The 23,921-nt window shown below is 60.6% G+C and carries 19 protein-coding genes and 1 other RNA gene; 10 read left to right on the top strand and 10 right to left on the bottom strand.

What is annotated here, in order from left to right; translation table 11 throughout:
- Positions 1-191: 191 nt before the first annotated feature.
- Positions 192-1,865 carry a DNA repair protein RecN gene (gene recN, locus ACIPZ5_RS15070; RefSeq protein ID WP_400809418.1) on the top strand — a complete coding sequence of 558 codons (1,674 nt, stop codon included), beginning with the start codon at positions 192-194 and terminating at the stop codon, positions 1,863-1,865.
- 190 nt (positions 1,866-2,055) lie between these two features.
- Here the strand turns inward: recN and fur are convergent, their stop codons facing one another.
- Complete coding sequence (fur, locus tag ACIPZ5_RS15075) at positions 2,056-2,460, bottom strand: ferric iron uptake transcriptional regulator (protein ID WP_046788147.1); 405 nt, start codon at positions 2,458-2,460, stop codon at positions 2,056-2,058.
- Between the two features lie 97 nt (positions 2,461-2,557).
- Between fur and ACIPZ5_RS15080 the strand changes: the two genes are divergently transcribed.
- On the top strand, positions 2,558-3,091 hold the full coding sequence (locus tag ACIPZ5_RS15080) for an outer membrane protein assembly factor BamE (RefSeq protein WP_261941632.1): 534 nt from the start codon (positions 2,558-2,560) through the stop codon (positions 3,089-3,091).
- 61 nt (positions 3,092-3,152) lie between these two features.
- On the opposite strand, the gene ACIPZ5_RS15085 is transcribed toward ACIPZ5_RS15080, so the two are convergent.
- Positions 3,153-3,443 (bottom strand): RnfH family protein, encoded by a 291-nt coding sequence (locus ACIPZ5_RS15085; RefSeq protein WP_261941633.1) that lies wholly within the window; start codon positions 3,441-3,443, stop codon positions 3,153-3,155.
- A complete protein-coding gene (locus ACIPZ5_RS15090; RefSeq protein WP_261941634.1) occupies positions 3,436-3,870 on the bottom strand; it encodes a type II toxin-antitoxin system RatA family toxin in 435 nt (144 codons plus the stop codon). Before ACIPZ5_RS15090 ends, ACIPZ5_RS15085 begins: the two co-directional genes overlap by 8 nt.
- Before the next feature lie 163 nt (positions 3,871-4,033).
- Between ACIPZ5_RS15090 and smpB the strand changes: the two genes are divergently transcribed.
- Entirely contained in the window at positions 4,034-4,516 is a 483-nt protein-coding gene (smpB, locus tag ACIPZ5_RS15095; RefSeq protein ID WP_003249914.1) for an SsrA-binding protein SmpB, read from the top strand.
- A 124-nt stretch (positions 4,517-4,640) separates the two neighbouring features.
- Here the strand turns inward: smpB and ACIPZ5_RS15100 are convergent, their stop codons facing one another.
- Complete coding sequence (locus ACIPZ5_RS15100) at positions 4,641-5,408, bottom strand: FCD domain-containing protein (protein ID WP_261941635.1); 768 nt, start codon at positions 5,406-5,408, stop codon at positions 4,641-4,643.
- Positions 5,409-5,664: 256 nt separating this feature from the next.
- On the opposite strand from ACIPZ5_RS15100, the gene ACIPZ5_RS15105 reads away from it, so the two are divergent.
- From ACIPZ5_RS15105 to ACIPZ5_RS15130, 6 genes are all read left to right on the top strand, one after another.
- Positions 5,665-7,335 carry a lactate permease LctP family transporter gene (locus ACIPZ5_RS15105; protein ID WP_085677194.1) on the top strand — a complete coding sequence of 557 codons (1,671 nt, stop codon included), beginning with the start codon at positions 5,665-5,667 and terminating at the stop codon, positions 7,333-7,335.
- A gap of 63 nt (positions 7,336-7,398) precedes the next feature.
- Positions 7,399-8,544, top strand: coding sequence for an FMN-dependent L-lactate dehydrogenase LldD (gene lldD, locus ACIPZ5_RS15110; RefSeq protein ID WP_343599374.1), 1,146 nt, complete (start codon positions 7,399-7,401; stop codon positions 8,542-8,544).
- Between the two features lie 75 nt (positions 8,545-8,619).
- Positions 8,620-11,430, top strand: a complete 2,811-nt coding sequence (locus ACIPZ5_RS15115) for an FAD-binding and (Fe-S)-binding domain-containing protein (protein WP_400809421.1) — start codon at positions 8,620-8,622, stop codon at positions 11,428-11,430.
- A gap of 172 nt (positions 11,431-11,602) precedes the next feature.
- Entirely contained in the window at positions 11,603-11,896 is a 294-nt protein-coding gene (locus ACIPZ5_RS15120; protein ID WP_343599378.1) for a hypothetical protein, read from the top strand.
- A gap of 103 nt (positions 11,897-11,999) precedes the next feature.
- Positions 12,000-12,391: a transfer-messenger RNA gene (ssrA, locus tag ACIPZ5_RS15125) on the top strand.
- Positions 12,392-12,576: 185 nt separating this feature from the next.
- Positions 12,577-13,824 carry an integrase domain-containing protein gene (locus ACIPZ5_RS15130; protein ID WP_133330382.1) on the top strand — a complete coding sequence of 416 codons (1,248 nt, stop codon included), beginning with the start codon at positions 12,577-12,579 and terminating at the stop codon, positions 13,822-13,824.
- Positions 13,825-14,026: 202 nt separating this feature from the next.
- Here the strand turns inward: ACIPZ5_RS15130 and ACIPZ5_RS15135 are convergent, their stop codons facing one another.
- Positions 14,027-14,905 (bottom strand): YafY family protein, encoded by an 879-nt coding sequence (locus ACIPZ5_RS15135; RefSeq protein ID WP_133330380.1) that lies wholly within the window; start codon positions 14,903-14,905, stop codon positions 14,027-14,029.
- A gap of 349 nt (positions 14,906-15,254) precedes the next feature.
- Between ACIPZ5_RS15135 and ACIPZ5_RS15140 the strand changes: the two genes are divergently transcribed.
- Positions 15,255-15,500 carry a hypothetical protein gene (locus tag ACIPZ5_RS15140; protein ID WP_019470431.1) on the top strand — a complete coding sequence of 82 codons (246 nt, stop codon included), beginning with the start codon at positions 15,255-15,257 and terminating at the stop codon, positions 15,498-15,500.
- Between the two features lie 56 nt (positions 15,501-15,556).
- Here the strand turns inward: ACIPZ5_RS15140 and ACIPZ5_RS15145 are convergent, their stop codons facing one another.
- The 5 genes from ACIPZ5_RS15145 to ACIPZ5_RS15165 form a co-directional block, all read right to left on the bottom strand.
- Positions 15,557-17,905, bottom strand: a complete 2,349-nt coding sequence (locus tag ACIPZ5_RS15145) for an AAA family ATPase (protein WP_400809424.1) — start codon at positions 17,903-17,905, stop codon at positions 15,557-15,559.
- A 9-nt stretch (positions 17,906-17,914) separates the two neighbouring features.
- Entirely contained in the window at positions 17,915-19,168 is a 1,254-nt protein-coding gene (locus ACIPZ5_RS15150; protein WP_400809426.1) for a DUF1269 domain-containing protein, read from the bottom strand.
- Positions 19,169-19,263: 95 nt separating this feature from the next.
- Entirely contained in the window at positions 19,264-19,899 is a 636-nt protein-coding gene (locus ACIPZ5_RS15155; protein WP_133330374.1) for a hypothetical protein, read from the bottom strand.
- On the bottom strand, positions 19,899-21,767 hold the full coding sequence (locus ACIPZ5_RS15160; protein ID WP_400809429.1) for a dynamin family protein: 1,869 nt from the start codon (positions 21,765-21,767) through the stop codon (positions 19,899-19,901). The genes ACIPZ5_RS15155 and ACIPZ5_RS15160 overlap by 1 nt, the downstream gene beginning before the upstream one ends.
- Positions 21,742-23,859, bottom strand: coding sequence for a hypothetical protein (locus ACIPZ5_RS15165; RefSeq protein WP_400809431.1), 2,118 nt, complete (start codon positions 23,857-23,859; stop codon positions 21,742-21,744). The genes ACIPZ5_RS15160 and ACIPZ5_RS15165 overlap by 26 nt, the downstream gene beginning before the upstream one ends.
- Between the last annotated feature and the right edge of the window lie 62 nt (positions 23,860-23,921).

Here is a 23,921-nt window from a genome sequence, read left to right on the forward strand (position 1 = left end):
GGGTTCTCTCCTCCGCAATTTCTGTTGTACGAGCAAAGCTCGCCGTGTCTGCCGGCTATATGGGGCCGGAAAAACCAGCTTCAAGGGGCAAGTAGGTTTTGCAGGCCGCAACAGAATCCGCCAGAGGGCATTGGCAGGGCTGAAAAAAGTACTGTATAAATAACCAGACCTGAACTTCGGGAGCCGCCCCCATGCTGGTGCACCTGTCCATTCACAACTACGCCATCGTCGAGCACCTCGACCTCGAAATCGCCCGCGGCATGTCGGTCATCACCGGCGAGACCGGTGCGGGCAAGTCGATCATGCTCGACGCCCTCGGCCTGGCCCTGGGCGACCGTGCCGACAGTGGCGTGGTGCGCCCCGGCACCGACAAGGCAGACATCCTTGCCACGTTCGACCTGGTGGACATCCCCGAAGCCCATGCCTGGCTGGCCGAGCGCGACCTGAACAACGACGGACTGTGCATCCTGCGCCGGGTGATCACCGCCGAAGGCCGCAGCCGCGGCTACATCAACGGCACCCCCTGCCCGCTCGGCGACCTCAAGGCACTGGGCGAGCTGCTGATCGACATCCACAGCCAGCATGAACACCAGTCGCTTCTGAAGACCGACACCCATCGCCGCCTGGTGGACGAATACGCCGGCGCCATCGACCTGGCCCGCCAGGTGCAGCTTGCCGCCAAGCGCTGGAACCAGACCCGCCTGGAGCTCGAGCGGCTGAGCAATTCCGGCGACGAGCAACGCGCCCGCCATCAACTGCTCAGCTATCAACTTGAAGAGCTCGACAACCTCGGGCTGGGCGAAAACGAACTGGAGCAACTGGAGCAGGAGCACAAGAACCTGACCAACGCCGAAGCCCTGTTCGGCATCTGCCGCCAGGTCATCGACCAGTGCAGCGAGAGCGATTCGGGCAACGTGCTCAGCGCCCTCACCTCCAGCCTCAACCGCCTCGGCGCCGCAGCGAACGCCCCGCGCGCACTGGGCGAGGCCGCGAACATGATCGCCAGCGCACAGATTCAGGTAGAAGAAGCGATGGGTGAACTCAACCGCTTCCTCGACAACTTCGATGCCGACCCCATGCGCCTGCAAGCCCTGGAAGAGCGCCTGGACACAATCTATACGCTGGCGCGCAAGCACCGCGTGCACCCCACCGAGCTGCCGCACCTGCAACAACAGCTGATGGACGAACTGGAAGGCCTGAACGCCAGCGACGAGTCGATCGAGCGCCTGGGCGAGGAGCTCGGCGCCTTTGCCCAGCACTATAAAGAGAAGGCACTGGAGCTGAGCAGCCTGCGCCAGCAGGCAGCCAAACAGCTGGCCGTCGCGGTCGAGCAGGAAATCCAGCGCCTGGGCATGCCGGGCGGCCGGTTCTGCATCGAACTCACGCCCAACGAAGGCAACGACCTGTCACCGCACGGCCTGGAGCAGATCGAATTGCTGGTCAGCGCCAACCCCGGGCAACCGCTCAAGGGCCTGGCCAAGGTGGCGTCCGGCGGCGAGCTGTCGCGTATCAGCCTGGCGATCCAGGTAATCACGGCGCAGACCTCGCGCATTCCCACCCTGGTATTCGACGAAGTGGATGTCGGCATTGGCGGCCCAACAGCCGAAATCGTTGGCCAACTGCTACGCCGCCTGGGTGAGCGCGGGCAGGTACTGACCGTGACGCACTTGCCACAGGTGGCCGCGCAGGGTCACCATCACCTGTTCGTGCACAAGGTGCGCAACAGCGATACCACCCACACCGCAGTGGCTAGTTTGGGCAAGCGCGAGCGGGTCGAGGAAGTGGCGCGGATGCTCGGCGGCATCGACCTGACCAAGGAATCCCTGGCCCATGCGCGCAAGATGGTGGTTTCCGGCAAGGCTTGAGATCTACTTCGCCCAATTCGCGGGCAAGCCCGCTGCCACAGGGTTCTCATAGACCTCAAAGCTTGTGCAGTACTTGTGGGAGCAGGCTTGCCCGCGAAAAGGCCAGTAGAAGCGGTGCATCTTTCTGCCTGCCCCAAACGCACAAAGGCGACCCGAAGGTCGCCTTTGTCATACATAACGCGCTAAATCGTTACTTTTTCTTACGTACATAGAGGACCAGATTGTGGTCCACGAGCTCGTAGCCATGCTCGGCCACGATCTCCTTCTGGCGACGCTCGATTTCAGCGTCCATGAACTCGATCACTTCACTGGTATCCACGTTGACCATATGGTCGTGGTGACCGCCGTCAGCCAGCTCGAACACCGCGTGGCCACCGTCGAAGTTGTGGCGCACCACCAAGCCAGCCGCTTCGAACTGGGTCAGTACGCGATAGACGGTTGCCAGACCGACGTCCTCGCCAGCCTCCATCAGCGCCTTGTAGACATCCTCGGCGCTCATGTGACGTTGCTCGGTAGAGTCGAGCATTTGAAGGATCTTGACTCGAGGCAGTGTCACCTTGAGACCGGCTTTGCGCAATTCGCTATTTTCAACCATGGTCAGCTTTCTCGCCGATGCTGCTTCGCAGCTTCTCTTAATACGGGTATGATCGGGGTTTACGTTGTCCAGCCAAGATAGTGGAAGTCGCCCACCGATGCAAAACACCAAGCTCTTGCTAAACAGCCTCGCCCTCGCGGGACTGCTCGCACTCGCCGGTTGCTCGTTTCCCGGGGTTTACAAAATCGACATCCAGCAGGGCAATGTCGTCACGCAAGACATGATAGACCAATTACGCCCCGGAATGACCCGTCGGCAAGTAAGGTTTATCATGGGCAACCCGCTGCTTCAGGACACCTTCAACACCAACCGTTGGGATTATCTGTACAGCCTGCAACCGGGTGGCGGCAAACGCCAGCAGGAACGCATGAGCATCTTCTTCAACGACAGCGACCAACTGGTCAGCCTGTCCGGGGATTTCATGCCAGGCGTAAGCCGCGACCAGGAAATCCTCGGCGGCAGCAGCGACACAACTGTCAGCCCGAGCACCCAGCCAGAGCAGGCCAAGCCGCAGCCGGTAGAAAAACCCGCCAAGCCAGGCTCGACGGAAGAGTCCATCCAGCGCGAGATCGACACCATCGAGACCACCCCAGTGCCGACACCGGCACCGCTGGAAACCTCGCCGCAGTAATTGCCGGCCAGATGAAAAAGCCCGGACCATGGTCCGGGCTTTTTATTGCCAGCCAGTTCAGCTAGCGCTTGGCCTTGGCCTGTGCAGCGCGCTGCCTGCGCGCCTCTTTGGGGTCGAGCAGCAGGGGCCGGTAGATTTCCAGGCGATCACCCTCCTCGACCAGGCGCTCGTGCGCGTCCGCTACCTGCTTGCCGAAAATGCCCACAGGGCATTGCTCGACATCCAGCCCGCCAACCTGCACGGCAATCCCGGACAGGCGTAGCGCTTCACGCACGGTCGTCCCATCCGGCACGTCACAGGCCAACAGCCACTGGCGCTCGGCCGTGGCGTAGGCCACCTCGACTTTAACCATTGAGCTGCTTGGCACGCTGGCAGAAGGCATCCACCAGGGTATTGGCCGCCTGGTTGAACAGCGGCCCCAGCGTGGCTCGCACGATCGCCCCGGCATAGTCGAAGGTCAGGTCCAGGCTGATCTTGCAGGCTTTTTCACCGAGTGGCTTGAACACCCACAGGCCATGCAGCTGGGTGAACGGCCCCTCTTCCAGGTTCATCTCGATGGACTGCCCCGGCACCAGCACATTGCTGGTGACGAACTGCTGACTCATGCCGCCCTTGGCCACTTCCAGCTTCGCCCGCATGTGCGTGCCACTGGCCTCGATCACCGTCGACGCCGAGCACCAGGGCAGAAATTCAGGGTAGCTGGCCACATCATTGACCAGATCGTAGAGCGCCTGGGCAGGGTACGGCAGCAGGGCGGAGCGTTGAATATGGGTAGTCATCCAGGCGTCACTTCCAAGGCTGGTTGGCGGCGCTTCGCAGCGTGCCGAAAACAGGTTCTGTGCATAGAACAGGCCTTGTATTGTCCGGTATTCATTGCAGTGGCTCAAGCACACCGAAATCCCATAGCCGACCACGTGATGACTTGCCTATAATGCCGCCCCTATGGCTAAACAAAAGAAACATCCGACCGGGACCATCGCGCAAAACAAAAAGGCGCGACACGATTACTTCATCGAACACAAGTTCGAGGCCGGACTGGTCCTGTCCGGTTGGGAAGTAAAAAGCCTGCGGGCCGGCAAGGCGCACCTGACCGACAGCTACGTGCTGCTCAAGGATGGCGAAGCCTGGCTGTTCGGCAGCCACATCACCCCGCTGACCACCGCCAGCACCCACGTCATCGCCGACCCCACGCGCACCCGCAAGCTGCTGCTGAACAAGCGCGAGCTCGAGCGCGTGGAGGCCGCCGTGGCGCAGAAGGGCTACACCTGCGTGGCCCTGGCGCTGTACTGGAGCAAGCACCTGATCAAGTGCGAGATCGCGCTTGGCAAGGGCAAGAAGGAGTTCGACAAGCGCGACACCATGCGCGAACGCGACTCCAACCGCGAGCTGCAGCGTGCGGTGCGGAACAAGGGCAAGGAAGAGTAAATCTTCTTAAGCCTGTTCCGGCCTCTTCGCGGGCAAGCCCGCTCCCACAGAGATAGCGTCGAATTCAAATTCAGCGCAGCACCTGTGGGGGCGGGCTTGCCCCGCGATGAATCCAGCACCGAGCTTAGCGCCCGCTGCGCCGCTCCGCTCGCGCCACCCGCTGGGCCTCGTCCTGCGCCTCTTCCAGCACCTCCTGCACATACAGAATGTGCCGGCTGGACACCTCCCGCGCATCCTCCGCCCTGCCCTCGACAATCGCCAGGTACAACTCGCGGTGCTGACTGATCAGCATGTCGCGTGTTTCCGTGCGCTGCTGATACATGCCACCGATGTTTGTCACCACGTTGCGCTTGAGCAGGTCGAACAAGCCACGGATCGTATGCAGCAAAACCGCGTTATGGCTGGCCTCGGCAATCGCCAGGTGGAAGCGCGCATCGGCCGCGCCCTCCTCCGCCCGCGTCACCTCGTCAGCCCGCGCGTAGCAATCCTGCAAGGTATCGAACGCTGCCTTCAGGCGCGCACGATCCGGCTCGGTGGCTCGCTGGGCCGCGTAATAGGCACACGACGCCTCCAGGGTATGGCGAAACTCGAGTAGGTCGCGCTGCGCCTCGGCACTTTGCTCGAGCAACTGCAGCAATGGGTCGCTGAACGTCGAGCCGAGCGATTCGGCTACGTAATTGCCACCCCCCTGGCGGCTCACCAGCAGCCCCTTGGCCACCAGCTTCTGAATCGCCTCACGCAGTGACGGGCGCGACACACCGAACTGTTCGGCCAGGACACGCTCGGCCGGCAGCCGCTGCCCGGAGGTCAGCGTGCCTTCCAGAATCATCCCTTCCAACCGATCGACGATGTCGTCGGACAGGCGCCGTTGGCGGACCTGATCAAAAACCATCACATGCTCTCCACAAACCCCCGGCCAATTTCAGGGGGCGTCTATTCTCGCCGATCCACGCCGCGCCAGCACGTATCAGCCGACGATTTTCACAAGGCTCCAAGCGCCCGTTCATCGACCCACGACCAAAGTTTTGCACGGGACAAATTGACACACCCACGACAGCGCTTTTAACCTAGCGACCAGCCATTGTAAATTGGTCTTACCAATTATCCAATGCCAGTGCCTGACCAACAACAATTAGGGGCCACCCCATATGCAAACCTGGCAACAACTCTATACCCCGCTTGGTAGTCTCGGCCTGTCCGCGCTGGCGGCAGTCATCCCTATCGTGTTCTTCTTCCTGGCCCTGGCCGTGTTCCGCCTCAAAGGCCACGTGGCTGGCAGCATCACCCTTGCCCTGTCGATCCTGGTGGCGATCTTCGCCTTCCAGATGCCTGTCGACATGGCCCTGGCTGCTGCAGGTTATGGCTTCCTTTACGGCCTCTGGCCGATTGCCTGGATCATCGTTGCCGCGGTGTTCCTGTACAAACTCACGGTCAAGAGCGGCCAGTTCGAAGTGATCCGCAGCTCGGTACTGTCGATCACCGACGACCAGCGCCTGCAGGTATTGCTGATCGGTTTCTGCTTCGGTGCCTTCCTCGAAGGTGCAGCCGGCTTCGGCGCCCCGGTGGCCATCACCGCTGCGCTGCTGGTGGGCCTGGGCTTCAACCCGCTGTACGCCGCCGGCCTGTGCCTGATCGCCAACACCGCACCGGTAGCCTTTGGCGCCCTGGGCATCCCGATCATCGTGGCCGGCCAGGTCACCGGTATCGACGCCTTCCACATCGGCGCCATGACCGGCCGCCAACTGCCGCTGCTGTCGCTGTTCGTACCCTTCTGGCTGGTGTTCATGATGGACGGCCTGCGCGGCGTGAAAGAAACCTGGCCCGCGGCCCTGGTCGCCGGCCTGAGCTTTGCCGTGACCCAGTACTTCACCTCGAACTTCATCGGCCCAGAGTTGCCAGACATCACCTCGGCCCTGGCCAGCCTGATCTGCCTGACGCTGTTCCTGAAAGTCTGGCAGCCCAAGCGCGCGTTCGCCGAAGCCAAAGGCAGCGTCGGCGCCGCCGTGGTACAGCCAAGCGGCAGCCAGCCGACCCCGTACAGCTTCGGCGAGATCTTCAAGGCCTGGTCGCCGTTCCTGATCCTCACCGTGCTGGTCACCATCTGGACCCTGAAGCCGTTCAAGGCGGCCTTCGCCCCAGGCGGCGCGATGTACAACTTCGTGTTCAACTTCGCCATCCCGCACCTCGACCAGCTGGTGATCAAGACCGCGCCGATCGTCACCGCGCCGACTGCCATGCCAGCGGTGTTCAAGCTCGACCCGATCTCTGCCACCGGCACCGCGATCTTCCTCTCGGCGCTGATCTCCATGTGGGTGCTGAAGATCAACTTCAAAACTGGTCTGACCACTTTCAAAGAGACCTTCTGGGAGCTGCGCTGGCCAATCCTGTCGATCGGCATGGTGCTGGCCTTCGCCTTCGTCACCAACTACTCGGGCATGTCTTCGACCATGGCCCTGGTGCTGGCCGGCACGGGCGCCGCGTTCCCGTTCTTCTCGCCGTTCCTCGGCTGGCTGGGCGTGTTCCTGACCGGTTCCGACACCTCGTCCAACGCCCTGTTCAGCTCGCTGCAGGCAACCACCGCGCACCAGATCGGGGTCAACGACACCCTGCTGGTTGCGGCCAACACCAGCGGTGGCGTGACCGGCAAGATGATCTCGCCGCAGTCGATTGCCGTAGCCTGCGCCGCCACCGGCCTGGTCGGCAAGGAATCCGACCTGTTCCGCTTCACCGTCAAGCACAGCCTGTTCTTCGCCACCATCGTCGGCCTGATCACCTTGATCCAGGCCTATTGGCTGACCGGCATGCTGGTTCATCACTAAAGTGAAAGGGGCCGGGCGCCCAGACGCGCCCGGCATCTCCTTCAACCCACGCTGCGAGAATCCATGATCATTTCCGCCTCCACCGACTATCGCGCCGCGGCCCAACGCAAGCTGCCTCCCTTCCTCTTCCACTACGCCGACGGCGGCGCCTACGCCGAGCACACCCTGCGCCACAACGTCTCGGACCTGGCCAGCATCGCCCTGCGCCAGCGCGTGCTGAAGAACATGTCCGAGCTCAGCCTCGAAACCAAACTGTTCGACGAAACCCTGAGCATGCCCGTGGCCCTGGCCCCGGTCGGCCTCACCGGCATGTACGCCCGTCGTGGCGAAGTGCAGGCGGCGCGCGCCGCGGCGGCCCACGGCATTCCGTTCACCATGTCGACGGTGTCGGTGTGCCCGATCGAAGAAGTGGCACCCGCCATCGACCGGCCGATGTGGTTCCAGCTGTACGTGCTCAAAGACCGCGGCTTCATGCGCAACGCCCTGGAACGGGCCAAGGCCGCTGGCGTGAAAACCCTGGTGTTCACCGTCGACATGCCGGTACCCGGCGCCCGCTACCGCGACGCCCACTCCGGCATGAGCGGCGCGAACGGCCCGATGCGCCGCGTGCTGCAGGCCATGACCCACCCCGAGTGGGCGTGGGATGTTGGCGTGATGGGCCGCCCGCATGATCTGGGCAACATCTCCAAGTACCGTGGCAACCCCACGGGCCTGGCCGACTACATCGGCTGGCTGGGTAACAACTTCGACCCGTCGATCTCGTGGAAGGACCTGGAGTGGATCCGCGAATTCTGGGACGGCCCGATGATCATCAAGGGCATCCTTGACGCCGACGACGCCCGTGACGCGGTCAAGTTCGGCGCCGACGGCATCGTCGTGTCCAACCACGGCGGCCGCCAGCTCGACGGCGTGCTGTCCAGCGCCCGCGCCCTGCCGGCGATTGCCGATGCCGTCAAAGGTGACCTGAAGATCCTCGCCGACTCCGGTATCCGCAGCGGCCTCGACGTGGTGCGCATGATCGCCCTCGGTGCCGACACCGTGCTGATCGGCCGCGCCTTCCTCTGGGCCCTGGCCGTGCATGGTCAGGCCGGGGTGAAGAACCTGCTCGAACTGTTCGAGAAGGAAATGCGCGTGGCCATGGTGCTGACCGGCGCCAAGTCGATCAGCGAGATCACCCGCGAGTCGCTGGTCCGCGAACTGGGCGCCTGAGCGCCCCTCTACAGTACCGCCTGAATGACCGGGGCACGCCGCGCACCAGACGCCGCGGCCCCGCGAGGAGATTGCATGAGCCTGCCCGCTGCGTTCCTGCGTGATGTCGAGCGCCTGATCCCCGCCGAACGCCGTTTCGACGACCCGACCTCCACCTTGGCCTTCGGCACCGACGCCAGCTTCTACCGGCTGATCCCCAAACTGGTGGTGCGCGTCGAGTCCGAGGACGAAGTGGTCGGGCTGATTCAACTGGCCCAGCGCGAACGCGTGCCGGTGACCTTCCGCGCCGCCGGCACCAGCCTCTCCGGCCAGGCCATCAGCGACTCAGTACTGATCGTGCTCGGCGATAACTGGAACGGCCGTGAGATACGTGGCCAAGGCAAGCAGATCCGCCTGCAACCCGGCGTCATCGGCGCCCAGGCCAACGCCTGGCTGGCCCCGTACGGGCGCAAGATCGGCCCCGACCCGGCCTCGATCAACGCCTGCAAGATCGGCGGCATCGTCGCCAACAACGCCAGCGGCATGTGCTGCGGCACCGCCCAGAACACCTACCACACCCTCGCCGGCCTGCGCCTGGTGCTGGCCGACGGCACCCGCCTGGACAGCGAAGACCCGGCCAGCGTCGCGGCCTTTGCAAACAGCCACGCCGAACTGCTCGAAGCGCTGGCGCGCCTGGGCCGCGAAACCCGCGCCAACACCGAGCTCGCCGCGCGCATTCGGCACAAATACCGCCTGAAGAACACCACCGGCCTGTCACTCAATGCACTGGTGGACTACGACCAGCCGCTGGATATCCTGCAGCACCTGCTGGTCGGCTCCGAAGGCACCCTGGGCTTCATCAGCGCCGTCACCTATAACACCGTGCCCGACCACCCGCACAAGGCCAGTGCCCTGCTGGTGTTCCCCAGCGTGGAGAGCTGCTGCCGCGCCGTGACCGTGCTCAAGCGCCAGCCAGTGTCCGCCGTGGAACTGCTCGACCGCCGCAGCCTGCGCTCGGTGCAGAACATGCCGGGCATGCCATTGTGGGTCAAAGGCCTGTCAGACAATGCCTGCGCGCTGCTGATCGAGTCCCGCGCCGCCAGCCAGAGCCTGCTGCACGAGCAGCTGCAATTGGTCATGGCCTCGATCGCCGACTACCCGCTGGAACAGAAGGTCGAGTTCAGCGAAGACCCGGCCGTGTACAACCAGCTGTGGAAGATCCGCAAAGACACCTTCCCCGCCGTCGGCGCCGTGCGCCAGACCGGCACCACGGTAATCATCGAAGACGTCACCTTCCCCATCGAGCAACTGGCCGAAGGCGTCAACCGCCTGATCCAGCTGTTCGACAAGCACCACTACGACGAAGCGATCATCTTCGGCCACGCGCTGGAAGGTAACCTGCACTTCGTCTTCACCCAGGGCTTCAACAGTGCCGAGGAAGTCGCGCGCTACCAGGCCTTCATGGACGACGTCGCGCAGCTGGTGGCCGTCGAATTCGGCGGCTCGCTCAAGGCCGAGCACGGCACCGGCCGCAACATGGCGCCCTTCGTCGAGCTGGAATGGGGCCATGACGCCTACCAGCTGATGTGGCAGCTCAAGCGCCTGCTCGACCCCAACGGCATCCTCAACCCCGACGTGGTGCTGAGCGAAGACCCAGACATCCACCTGAAAAACCTAAAGCCGCTGCCCGCCGCCGACGAGATCGTCGACAAGTGCATCGAGTGCGGCTTCTGCGAACCGGTCTGCCCCTCCAAAGGCCTGACCCTCAGCCCCCGCCAGCGCATTGTCATGTGGCGCGACATCCAGGCAAAGAAACGCGCTGGCGTCGACACCCGCGAGCTGCTGCAAACCTACCAGTACCAAGGCATCGACACCTGCGCCGCCACCGGCCTGTGCGCCCAGCGCTGCCCGGTGGGTATCAACACCGGCGAGCTGGTGAAGAAACTGCGCAGCCAGGCCGCCGACCACGCCAAGACCGCCGACTGGCTGGCCGAGCATTTCCACACCGCCCTGGGCGGCGCCCGCTTCACCCTGACCGCCGCCAACACCGCCCGCAAGCTGCTCGGCGCCCCACGCCTCGGCCGCCTTAGCGCCTCACTGAGCAAGGCAAGCAAAGGCCGCCTGCCGCAATGGACCCCGGCCATGCCGCAGCCACTGCGCACCATGGCCTTCGGCCCGGCGAGCAACGATGCCCGGCCCCGCGTGGTCTACCTTGCCGCCTGTGTTTCACGGGTGATGGGCCCCGCCTACGCCGACCGCGAGCAAAGCTCACTGCTGGACAAGACCCGCGCCCTGCTGGAAAAGGCCGGTTACCAGGTGGTGTTCCCGGACAACGCCGACAGCCTCTGCTGCGGCCAGCCGTTCGCCTCCAAGGGCTACCCCGAGCAGGCCGAGCACAAACGCCAGGAGCTGATCAACGCCCTGCTCCACGCCAGCCGCGGCGGCCTCGACCCGATCTACTGCGACACCAGCCCCTGCACCCTGCGCCTGGTACAAGACCTGGGCGAAACCCGGCTCGACCTGTACGACCCGGTGCGCTTCATCCGCACCCACCTGGTCGACAAGCTGGAGTTCACCCCTCAGGACGAACCGGTGGCCGTGCACGTGACGTGCAGCACCCAGCATCTGGGTGAAAGCCAGGCGTTGATCGACCTGGCACGCCGTTGCAGCAAACAGGTGGTGGTGCCGGAAGGCATCCACTGCTGCGGTTTCGCCGGCGACAAGGGCTTCACCACACCCGAGCTCAACGCCCACTCGCTGCGCAGCCTGAAGGATGCGGTGCAGTATTGCAGCGAAGGTATCTCCACCAGCCGGACCTGTGAAATCGGCCTGTCCAGCCATAGCGGCATCGACTATCACGGCCTGGTCTACCTGGTAGACCGCGTCACCCGCCCGCGCAGCATCTGACCTGTCCTGGGGCCGCGCTGCGGCCCCTGTGGGAGCGGGCTTGCCCGCGAACACGGGCGAAGCCTGTGCCATCCACTCTGCCATCAGGGCATCACCCCAATTGAACCCTCGCCAAACCCCGGCAGTCCACCTTTATAGGCCCACCTCCCAGCGGCCATAAAAGGAGACACCCATGAAAGGTACCGCGCTTTCGGCCCTCTTCGCGGCCGCTACCCTCCTGGCATCCCCGGCCTTCGCCGCCGATGACCTGTGCACCACCAACCTGCAGAAGATCGACGACAGCATGGCCACCGCCGGCGCTACCTCCGAAGGCCTGGACAAAGCCCTCACCGAGCAGGTCGACAAAGCCAAGTCCGCCCAGGCTTCAGGTGACACCAAAGGCTGCATCGCCATCACCAGCAAGGTGCTGGAGCGCCTGGAAAAGACTGAGAAAGGCAGCGGTTCGGCCGGCGGCAGCGGTGCTTGAGCCCTCGCAGTGCGGACGACCGGGACCGGTTGTCGACGTCGCCCGCGCAATGGCGTATACTCAGCCTCACGTGCCGTAAGGTGCGTTAGCCAAGAGCTAGTGTGGGGCCGATCAGGATTCGACGCCGGTAGCGAAACTCTAGGTGCATGCCGAGTTGGTAACAGAACTCGTAAATCCACTGTTGCAACTTTCTATAGTTGCCAATGACGAAAACTACGAGGGCTACGCTCTCGCTGCGTAAGCAGCTGAGCCCGCTCTCCTGGTAGCTTCGGCTCCAGCAATCATCAGGGGATGCCTGTAAACCCGAAATGATTGTCATACAGAACAGGATCGTCGTGTAGCACGTTGGGGGCAAAGCGACTAAAACTTACCCAACTCATCCAAAGCACCCTGCCCGTCGGGCGGCTGCGGATTAAATCAGTAGACACGGCTAAGCATGTAGTACCGACAGCGGAGTACTGGCGGACGGGGGTTCAAATCCCCCCGGCTCCACCAAATAATCATCTAAAGACGTCCATGGACGTCTTTTTTTGTGCCTGAAACCCAGTAAATACGCGGCTTTCAGCGCCACCAGGGTCCGTTAGCGTCCAGCAGGGTCCACGACATTCGGTATTCCAAGTGGTATTCCAAGCCATCTACTGGTAATTTTTGGAATACCGAAACCGCTCTTGGAATACCGCATGTGCGCTCAAGCCACCCGCCTCTCGGACCTCAAAGTCAAAGCCGCCAAGCCTCAAGAGAAGGACTATGTCCTAAGCGATGGTGACGGCCTTCAAATGCGAGTGAGAAGTAATGGCTCTAAGCTCTGGAACTTCAACTACCGGCACCCGGTGACGAAGAACCGGATCAACATGGGCCTCGGGACCTTCCCCGAAGTTTCATTGGCGCAAGCCCGAAAGCGCACCGTTGAGGCACGCGAGCTCCTCGCTCACGGCATCGACCCCAAAGAGAAACGGGATGCAGTGCAGCAAGCTAAGAAGGCAGCGACTGAGCACACTTTCCAGAACGTGGCGACGGCCTGGTATGAGCTGAAAAAGGATGCAGTGACACAGGCCTACGCTGAGGACATCTGGCGCTCCCTCACGCTGCACATCTTTCCGTATCTGGGACACACCCCACTCTCGACCATTAGTGCTCCTCAGGTCATTAACCTGCTCCGGCCACTCGAAACCAAAGGCAGCCTTGAAACCGTGAAACGACTGACACAGCGGCTCAACGAGATCATGACCTACGGGGTCAACTCGGGACTGATTCACGCGAACCCGCTCAGTGGCATCCGCTCCGTTTTCAAGAAACCGAAAAAGAAAAACATGGCGGCACTACCTCCCGATGAGCTGAAAGAGCTCATGGTGGCAATCGCCAATGCCAGCATAAAAAGAACAACACGCTGCCTGATAGAGTGGCAGCTTCACACCATGACCCGGCCAGTCGAAGCAGCGACCACCTGCTGGGCAGATATCGACATCGAGAAGAAGATCTGGACGATTCCTGCGGAGCGCATGAAAAAGCGCCGCGCGCACATTGTCCCGCTTACTGAGCAGGCTCTTGCACTCCTCGACGCGATCAGGCCCTACAGTGGACATCGGGAATTTGTGTTCCCCGCAGACCGAAACCCACGTACCCACTGCAACAGCCAGACCGCCAACATGGCGCTGAAACGAATGGGCTTCGAGGGGCGTCTGGTCAGCCACGGCATGCGGTCGATGGCCAGCACCATCCTCAACGAGCATGGTTGGGATCCCGAATTGATCGAGGTAGCACTTGCCCACGTCGATAAAGACGAGGTTCGCAGCGCCTACAACCGTGCGGACTACATCGAGCGGAGACGACCGATGATGATCTGGTGGAGTGAGCATATCCAGGAAGCAGCGACGGGTAATCTGTCAGTGTCAGCTATCCAAGAAAATCGGCACAGGGAGGTCGTTTAGATCCGCTGACACTGCCTCGAAGTAGCCAGTCCCAACAGCCTAACGGCCAAAGGCGGTCATCCGCGATCAGCGTGATCGATAATGAGGCTTTGCTCAACCCCGCAGCCGAAACAACGGCAATGTATCTATCCTCGAACATAATGACTCATACATCGGCTTTAATGCCTAGCCTGGTAAAACCGCGAGGTCGACCAGGGACGCCTTAGTCTAAGCTCAGCCAGAGTTTCAACTCAGCCCGGTTCGCCAACACCAACTGCTGGGCTTCAGGGCGGGCGTCATGCTGGTTCGGATTTACGTGAAATCGTTTCACTACGTACTTCGCCAATGCTTGTGAGCTTTTGACCACAAGCTGCCCATTAGTCATCGCGTAGTCCACTTCAATGATCGACCGTTGCGCCGGCGTCAGGCGCTCGTCCGGCTTGAAGATCACATCGATCTTGGTGTTCCACTCCACGTCGTGCTCGACACCATTTTCCGTCTGATCGTCGAGCAGCTCCGGCTCGCCTCGAAAACGGCTCAACACAAAGTCCCGATACTCCCGGTTCTTCTCGCAGTAAGCCCGCACGTGCCAACGCATCCCGGTGTACACCAACGTGTGCGGCGCAATGGTGCGCCCTTCCACTTCCGGGGTTTTGAACGACACGTACTCGATGTCCAGACGCCGCTTTTCACGACACGCCTTGAGCAGTGGCCGCAGCACCTCGGGCCTCACAGAGCGATCGGGTACCTTCAACACTTCAGTGTGCGCGTAAGCTAGGTTCAACCCTTCGATATGCGGCGCACGCTCATCGTTGTGGTTGAGCAGGTCCAGGTAGGCACTGGCGCTGTCGTCGATGAACAACGGTTTGAACTGCCGGGTTGGCACGTAGCCTTTGATCTGCTTGTCGTAGACCAGATTCTTCGAGGCATAGTCGGTGATGTAGGTGTTGATGTCCTTTGATGCCTGCTGCCGGCTGATGCCGAAGCACTGCATCAAGTGGTTGGTGGTCAGGCGCCCCTCCCACCAGACCACCGTTTCGATCAGGCGGTAGCGCAGGGCAAGGTCCCAGCGGATTTGATCCATGCTTTGCTTATGTTTCATCGTGGGCCCTGAATGATTGGCAGTGGGTAGCGACCAGACAAATGACGTGACGTGAAATCCTACGTGTCTGCTCAATTACGATCAACACGCGCTAGATATGTAAAGTATTTATACGTATCAAGCAGACGGTCGAAAATCTCCATTGCGAGAGCGCTTCCCTCTTAAGACCATGCCATCCGCGGCCTACACGATAGCACATTGCTTTCACCCTCCTATCCACGCGCCAGCCAAGCGCAGGCGGGATCTGCACCAATCCTTTACCTGTACAAGTAGCCAATATAGACATGTAGCAGTACTAGACATATCGTTTCGCTTAACGGCAAACAGCCACTACTCAAGGAAGCGATAAATGGAAACCCTGCAGCTCGCACTGCTGAGCCTAAGCGGCATCACTCTGCTCGTTCTCGTGCTGGTGCACTCGCGGATGGGAGAGGTTTGGGATGTGGTCAGAAACGATCGGGATGTGCAGCGCATCGCTCGGATTCACGAGCACGAGAACAATGAACTGCGGTCCGAGTTGCGCGCTGAACGTGAGCTGGTGGGGCAACTGCGGCGTCAGGTTCAAATGCTGCTGGGAGTGGCGCCCGAGAGCTGAGGTATGCCGGGGTGTGAACGTGAGCCAGCACAAGCCTGGCTCACGGGTGGGTACTGCTAAAAACTGCTATGAATGCTGGAGAAAAACCCACCCCCACCCAGGTGCCTGTTCTCCATGATGTACTTCTTAAACTTCATTTTTTGCTCGTGATCAAGGCAGAGCGCTGGATTGTCTGAAAGTGCTCGCTTGACCTGATAACTGCCGTCCTCGGCCAAGATTTGCTGAGCCTTTTTGATCAGCGAAGGATTGCTGGCCAGCTTCTCTCTTACATCCGGATCAGGATCGTTGGCGAGATTCAGTTGCAAGGCGGCAGACAGCTTGGGGTTTTTGCTGAGGGTCCCCCTGAGTGCAGGGCTCGCATTACTGAGCAGCGAACGCTGTTCATCCTCAGTCAAACCGGGGTGCCTGGCGAACGCTTGCTTAACACTACTTTTGCCTTCCTCAAGCAACTTGGACTTCACACTGGTTAGTAGTGAAGGATTTAAGATCAGGCCAGCCACCACCGACGCAAGTCGGTCGCGAGCCAACTTGAACTGGAGGGCTTCGCCTTTGGCACAGGCCGCCAACGACGCACGTAAATCATCGTCGAGTACATCCTCATCGATCATGCGTATCAGCAGATCTTGCGGCGCATTGCCATTCAAGCAAGCCAGCTTGAACATCCCATGGTCATACTGCGGTTGACCCTTGACGAGGTTGAGCCGAATCGACAGCACGTGCTCAGGACACCGCGGATTTGTATAGACCGCTTCCGCCACACTGCGCTGCGCATCCATGGAAAGCTTCTCCAACTGATCACCAGGGCAATCAGGATTACGGGCCACCTCCTCCCGCTTCACATGGTTAGGGTCAGCAGCCAGCTTGATCATCTGTGCCACGCTCAACCCCTGATACTCGGACGCCGGGCGCAGCTTCAGCTTCTCGAACAGCTCCTCGTACTTGCCGACCTGGTCACGCAAGGTTTCACGCAGAGGAATGGTGGACTGAATAGCGGCCTCCAGGTGCTGCTGCGTCAACGCGCCTCCGCTGATGAATGCGTTGGCGACGGCCTCGTTGATTGAGTTTTCGATATCGGCACCGCAGTAATCCCGACAGAGATTCACCAGCTCATCCATCCTTAAATCCGCGACCCGCTGGCCCGATTTACCCAGATGGATACCCAGTATCTTTTCGCGCTCCACAGGGTTGGGGAAGCCGACATAGAAGATCTCGTCGAAGCGCCCCTTGCGCAGCAACTCCGGTGGCAATGCGGTGATGTCGTTGGCAGTGGCGATGACAAATACGGCGCCGGTCTTTTCCTGCATCCAGGTGAGGAAGTAGCCCAGCAGCCGTGCAGTCACTTCCGAAGCGTTCCCGCCACCCATGCCTACAAACGCTTTCTCCAGTTCATCGACCCACAAGATGCAGGGGCTGACAGTCTCGGCCATGCTGAGTGCGCGCCGCATGTTGTGCTCGCTCTCCCCAACGTACTTGCCCAGTAGCGAGCCGATATCCAGACGCAACAGGGGCAGCTGGAACAAACCAGCAGCCACCTTGGCCGTCAGCGATTTCCCGCAGCCAGGCATACCGGCGATGAGCACGCCTTTGGGCGTCTTGACGCCCTGGCTTGTCGCCTCGTCCAGGCGGCGGATGATGGTCGAGCGTTGCTCAAGCCACTGCTTCAGGTTTTCCAGGCCGCCGATATCGCTTACGCTCACATCGACTCGGACCATCTCCAGCACACCGCTCTTGACGATGATCTGCTCTTTCTCATGGAGGATTGTGTTCAACGACTTCTCATCGAGGGTTTGGGTCTGTCTCCCAACCATCCTCAGTAACTGAGCCATCTCGCTGGAGGTCAGCCCACTCAGCCCAGATACGGCCAGGTCACTGAGGTGATCCGGAACGGTCAGTTGCCCACGAGACTCGACCTCGGCCAGCAACGTCTTGATTTCAGCACGGCTCGGCAGCGGCAAAGGCAGGAGCGTGACCTGGGCCTCGATCGGCGCGGGAATGCACACGGCTTCCGAGACCAGAATGACCGAGCATTCGCCTGCATAGTTGCGCTCGATCGAGTTCAACAGCTGTTTGAGTCGGGCGACCGCGAGCGTGTTGTTCTCCAGCGCGAGCCGAGCCCCCTTGATGACGATCAGCGATTCTTCCAGGTCTGCATCCAACAACGCCAGCAGCGCGTGTTCCAGCTCTGTTTTACTGGAGTCGAGGTTACTCAAGGGGCGCTTGTTTTCGACATCCACCCAGCCATAGCCAAGGTTCCACTCGTGGATGCGTTTGAGCTTGACCTTGTCCTTGAGTCGGTTCAGCAACTGATCGACACGCGCTTCTTCAGCCGACTGAATGTAGATGGCGGGAGCGCCAGCCAGAAAGTGCTCTTCCAGTTGGGCGTCAAAACTCTTTTTATCAGTCATGTCTCGGCCTCAACTAAACAACGACGAAAAGAAATCTGACACGCGTTCGACGGTCTTCGTCGCTACATCTTTGAGTGTGCCGACCACCTTGCGAACTACCTTGCTGGCAACCTCGATAACCTTTCGGCCGCCCTTCTCGATCAGGGTGCCGACGGCCTTCCCGGCCGCACGGCCAACGACACCACCGACAACCCCGCCAATAGCCGTACCTCCTGGACCAAACACAGTGCCCAGAGCTGCACCCCACTCGGCGCCGAGCGCCGCGCCTTCATGTTCAGCGGCCTGGGCCAATGAGCGAGCAGCCACCATGGTGGTCTGTTCGATGGCGTTGATCGCGGTATCCGCAAAAATGTCGCCTTGCCCGAGCTTGTACAAGGCTTTGGCACGCTCCAGGCCAACGTAGGTCGTGGTCGCGACCTCTTCGGCTGACGCGTCGCGGAAAAAGCTCAACCAGCCACTTTTTGCCGCAACCATCACGCCACCCGACACCGCAACCTGCGCGCCGACATGGTCGGCCGACTTCAGCGAGCTGTCGAAGAATGCCTGCATCGCCACGCTTGCGGGTGCGTTTTCCTCACCTCGCCACCAGTTCCAGGTGCGCTGTCCGAGGATACGGGCACCGTGGTACGAAGCGTTCAGGGCGGCATTCAGCAGCGCTTGCTTGTTGATCTCCCTGGAAATTTCCAAGCGGGAGGTTTCGTCCCAGATGGTCGGCTGGGTTTCAGCAAGAATCGGCGAAGAATTACCGGTGACATCGTCAGGCACAGTGGAATGGCGCACACTCGGATCGAGTTTTTGCGCCAGCGACACATTGGCTGACGCCAGCATGCTCTGCACCTGGCCCGCGTATTCACTTGGATTCAACTCAGGGTTGTTCTGCACGTCCTGTTCCAGCTCTCTGGCCAGCCAATTGACCGCGCTCTTTCCCTTGTCGAGGTGTTGTTGCAACGACGCTTTGTGCTGATGAGTTCGCGAGATCGAGTTGATCAACGTACGTGCAACAGCCTCGACCTCAGCATTGCCCTGCCAAAGTTGCGGGTACTTTTTGAGCTCTTGGGTGAGCCACTGGTCCAGCGGCATCTCGTTGCGGTGCTGGTCATAAGAGCGAATGAAGCTCCAGATGACCGCAACCGCCTTCGGTGCGCTGGCTGTATCAGTGAAGGCAACCTGGTCGAGCAGGTCGGCTTGGCGCTCCTGCTCGCGTTCTTCGAGAAGCCGTTGCACAGTAGTATCAGGGGAAGAAAGTACTTTTGAGGAACTCACGACGGGCTGTCCTTGACCGGTTCAAAAAGGAGGAAGAAGACGATCCGACTGCAACATTCGGGCGCCGCGACAATGCCGGGCACCCGAGCAAGCCTCTACAGGAATGCTTTGACCAATACGGCTACGAGAACACCAAGATTCAAGCCAAGCGCCGCACAGATCCAGATAAAGCGCCGCTTGGACAACTGTTGCACCGTCTGCGACTGAGCCTGCTGCGCTGCAATCGTGGACGCGATTTCATCCAGTCTGGCCAACGACTGTTGCTGGTCATCGCGGCGTTCAGCACGCTGGCTGTGAATATCTGCAGCCAGCGCTTTCAACGCGGCGTTCAGGTGATGCAGTTGGGCGGCGCCAAGTTTGCTCAAGCGCTCCTCGACACCGGCGATCCCTTCGGTAACCAGGCGAGCGCTTTCGACAACCTGCAAGCCAGCATTCTCGAACCGGCCATCCTGCGCAGACTCAACCTTCTGAACCAGTGTCTCGATGCGCTTGGACACCTGGCGGACGCTGCCAAGGTCGTCGCCCAAGTCCTCGAACGCGCTGTGCAGCTTTTTCAGCTCCGACCGTAGGCTGAGCACGGTGGACTCGAAGTCGCCCTTGAGTGTGAGCGACAGCCCCCCGCTCACTTCCTCGATGCTTCGCTTCACCGGCGCATTGATGTGCTTTTCCAACAGCGCTGACAGCTCTTGATCAGCGGCTAAGATTTCGGCATCCAAATCGGATCGTTCCATCAGAACTTCTTCCCTTCCAGCATTTTGTCGAGTTCGCCCAGCAGCACATGGAGGTAGAACATGTCGTAGAGCTGTTCTATCGCATTGAGCGGACGGCGGATGGCTTCCCGGACGCGATCGAGCTCGGCCTTGAACGCTTCGAGGATGTATTGTTCAAACTTGTGCGAGTGTTCCATGCTGAACTGCATGCGCGCTTTGAATTCCGCGTGGGCCTGTTCAAGATGGTGGCGCTTGCCTTGTATGCCCTTCACCGCCTGCTGGCGCTCTGCTACGGCTGTTTTCATCACGGCAAGCCGCCGCTCGTAATCCGAGTATTTTCGTTTCAGGCCATTCGCCTGATGCTCCATATACTTGCGAATTTCCTCGGTGGCGGCTTCGGTGTAGGCGTCCACGACCTTCTCGGCCGCCCCCAGCAGCATGCTGTGATCGGTACGGAAGTTCTCGCTTGACCACCAGTAGCCGTCGGTAAGGTACCCGTTCATTTTCTGATAGAAGCTGTTCAGCGCGCTGGTCGTGGGAGGCGAAAGCTCGGCCAGTCGGGAATTGGCCTGACGATGGGCGTGGCGCTCACACATCGCTTTCCATTTGGCCTGGATACCGTTCTCGAACTGCATGGCAAGCGACTTCAGGGCACTGACTGATTCCGTAGTACTCGGCAAAGGCTGAGTGAAGTAGCGGCGAAGATCATTGCCCCGGTAAACCTTCAGGTACCGGTGCAGGCAACGTCTGTGATGATGTAGCGCGCCGCTTTCTTTCTGGCAGTCATTCAACAAGCCCTCGCTCTGCATCAGCGCATCCAGTGCCTGCTGAAGGGCGACCTCCAACTCCTTCCTGTGCTTTTCGTATTGAACCTGCTCTCGCTCAAGCCTTACATCGATCAAGGTTTTCATCTTGAATGCGGAGGCCAGACGCCCGTACGGGCTTGCAGATTTTGTGATGCCGGCCAGTAATTCACTTCGCAACCGCAGGATCAGTTTCACGGCTCTCTGGTGATATACCGGGTCGGCACTGAGGCTTCGCAGCGAGTCGCCAAACTCCAGTGGAAACAACATCTTTTCCACTTCCGGCGGCGGCATGTAGTCGTGGGTACCCAGCTCTTGGTAAATATAGGCTCTCACCTGATCCACCGTGCGCTCGTCCTGCCCGAACCAGGTCTTGAAACTGGCAGGCGAGAACGTATAGGAGAGCACCACACGATAGCGGTTGGGTTGCAGCATCCAGTCACCCAACGCCGCCAGCTTGAGCTTGTTGGGATGAAGGAAGCCCAGGTCATCTGCACGCCCGACCAGCAAGATCAGATCGGCCGTGGCCACATACTTCTCCGCCACTCGCGCGACCTGAGCCTGCTCAGCCTCGTTAACAGCATTGATGCCCGGGATATCGAGAATGCGCAGGTCCAGGCTCAGCGCATCCCCTCCCCCTTGCTCGAAGAACATCGATGGCAACCGCACAGACAACACCTCAACGGACTGTGCCCAGCCCTCCTCCATCTCAGTGCGTATCGCGGAAAACTGTACCCTTGCGGCTTCATCATCCAACGCCCCACCGTCATCGCCGATGTACCAGTGATCATCCTTCGAGCGGCCGTAACGAATCGCACAGGCCGTCGAAGACTTGCCCATGCGTTGATCGCCTCGCAATACACTGGAAGCGCGCTCCAGAGCCTCACCGGTCACGCCCAGCAAATCCAGAATCAGCGTGGTCTTGCCGACCTGAGTGGCGCCATAGACGGCGACCGTCACATGGCTGGAGCGGTTGAAGTCTCCAGCCAGGCTTGGGTCCATTTCGTCGATGAAGCGCTGATACGCGTTATAGGCCCAGCGATAGCGGTTGCTGTATTTCTCAAGCCACATGGCGGCTTTGCGCATCGTCGATGGCTTTGACCAGGTTCACCCGAGCGTGCTCCAGGCGCTTCAACCCACGTGCCAGTGCGTCTTTTACCGTGAGGTCGGCGCCCAGGCCATAGGCCACCCGCAGGTTGCGCACCAGGCGCTCTTCGAGGGTTTCCATCAGGTCGTCGTAGAGCTCCAGGCCCTTCTTGATATGGGCCTCGGCGAACTGGTTGAGGCTTTCGGCGATGAAGCCCTTGCGCGCCGCATCATAGCGCTGAATTTCGGAAGCACCGCGATAGGCGATGAAACCAAGGGTGATCGCCCCGGCAGCGGCCATGGACAACGAAGCGCCCAGCGAAGCAGCAGCGGTCTGGCCGCCCGTCAGCGTGCCCGCGATGGCCGGGATGGTGTCGATGGAGCCGTCGATGACCACGTCCACTGCGAGGATTGCCGCAAGGGTATTGAGCAGCGGCTTGGCCGAGGCGGCGACCTTGGGGAGGTCTTGCTGAATGGACGAAGCGAGCTTGCCGAAATCGAACGCTTCCAGTTCGGTGCGGGCCAGCTCAGGAGTACGGATGGCAACTGCCTGGTTGAGACGGAAGTACTCCATGGTCATCGCGGGCAGCGCCTTGAGCACCTCTTCGACATGCTCCGCTTTGAATCGCTCGACGTCATTGGTGGTAGTACTACCCTTGGAAAGCAGCAGACGCAGATCATGCTGCAGCTCCTGGGTACCCACCGCAGGCACTTCGAGAGAGGCACCCTCGTAACCCAGCAGTTTGTTCAGGCCCTCATGCTTGATCGCAGCGAGCTCCGTGGATTTGATTTCCTGAATACCGATTTCTTTCGCGGACATGTCCGAGATGGCCAGGTAATCGGACTCCAGCGGGGATTGCAGAATCTTGGTCCCGTTGCACCAGCAATCGATGATTCGCGACCTGAAACGGGTTTCGTTTTCACCGGATTGCAGCGTGAGGAAGTTCGCCGCATGCCTAAGCTTGTTGGTGAAGTTCTCTTCTTCCTTAATGTACCTATCCTCAGCAATTTTCTGGACCTGATTGAGATAGGACATGGTGTGCTCGCGCAGCCGTTTGGCATAACGGTTCCGGTAGCGCTCCGACGCCTTGGTGAAAACCTCTCGCATCCGCTCGGCCTGGCGCTCGGTCAGGTGTTCGCTAATGCTCTGAGCGTCCAACTCACTTTCCAGCGCCGCCTTGACTGTTGCCAGTTCCGTGTCCAGCAGCTTCTCCAGCTCCCGCAGACGACCTGCGTCCGAGCCGCCTGCAGACAGCGTATATTTGTTGATGACTTGGATGAGTTGGCTGCTCCAGGCAGAGCGGTAGGAGTCGTCGCCAACGCCGGTGAATATCACACGGTCTTGCTCGTCAGAGCGGATCTGGAACACTTCGGCCACAGTGCCTGCCAGTTCATCCATCTGCCCTGGGGTGAGCGTTTCAGTCTTGGTGACGGCGATGGCAGGTTTGCGATCGGGGAAGTAGCGGGCAACCAGATCGTTGAGGATCTGCTTCTGGCTGTTGTCGGCGACGCGGGTGCGGTCGGTGACCAGAATGCTGCCCAGGGAGTGCACCAGGGTGTGGCGCATGAGGCCCTGCCACTCGACGTTGTCCGGGTTCAGCATTTCGTAGCCTGGGAGCAGTACGAAGCCGCAGCGCTGGCCGTCGAAGTAGCGACGTGGGACGTAGAGCTTGGGGAACAGGCAGTCGAGGTCGCCAGAATTGTCGTAGCCGCTGATCAGCGCCCGGAAGACGCTCTGGGAGATCTCTTCTTCTTGCTCGTTGCCTTGGGCGTCGTACTTGACGACTACAGCGTAGGGCGCGTCGCAGTCCTTTTCGAGGATGAACACCGGGATACGCTCGCCACGGCCTTGGTTGTCTGCCAACCAGCTATCGCCCAGCTCGTAGAGTTCGCGGACCAGGCGGGTCTTGCCGGCGCTTTGGCTGCCGGCTACGCAGATGTAGTAGACCGAGGAAAGCTCGCGGGCGATGCGCAGTTTGCGCAGGATCGAGACCAAGGCTGGGCGGGGGTTGCTACGAGTCTTCAGCTCGGCTGAGATCTTGAGCACACCGGCTACAGCGGTTTCCATGTCTTTGATCAGGGGGGCTTTCATCAACTACTCCTGTTGAAACACGCGCAATGTTGGTGAGGTCATCGGCTTGTAAAGGGATTTCT

Origin of the sequence: Pseudomonas sp. NPDC089428, from assembly GCF_044749325.1 — a bacterium.
In the GTDB taxonomy this organism is placed as follows: Bacteria; Pseudomonadota; Gammaproteobacteria; order Pseudomonadales; family Pseudomonadaceae; genus Aquipseudomonas.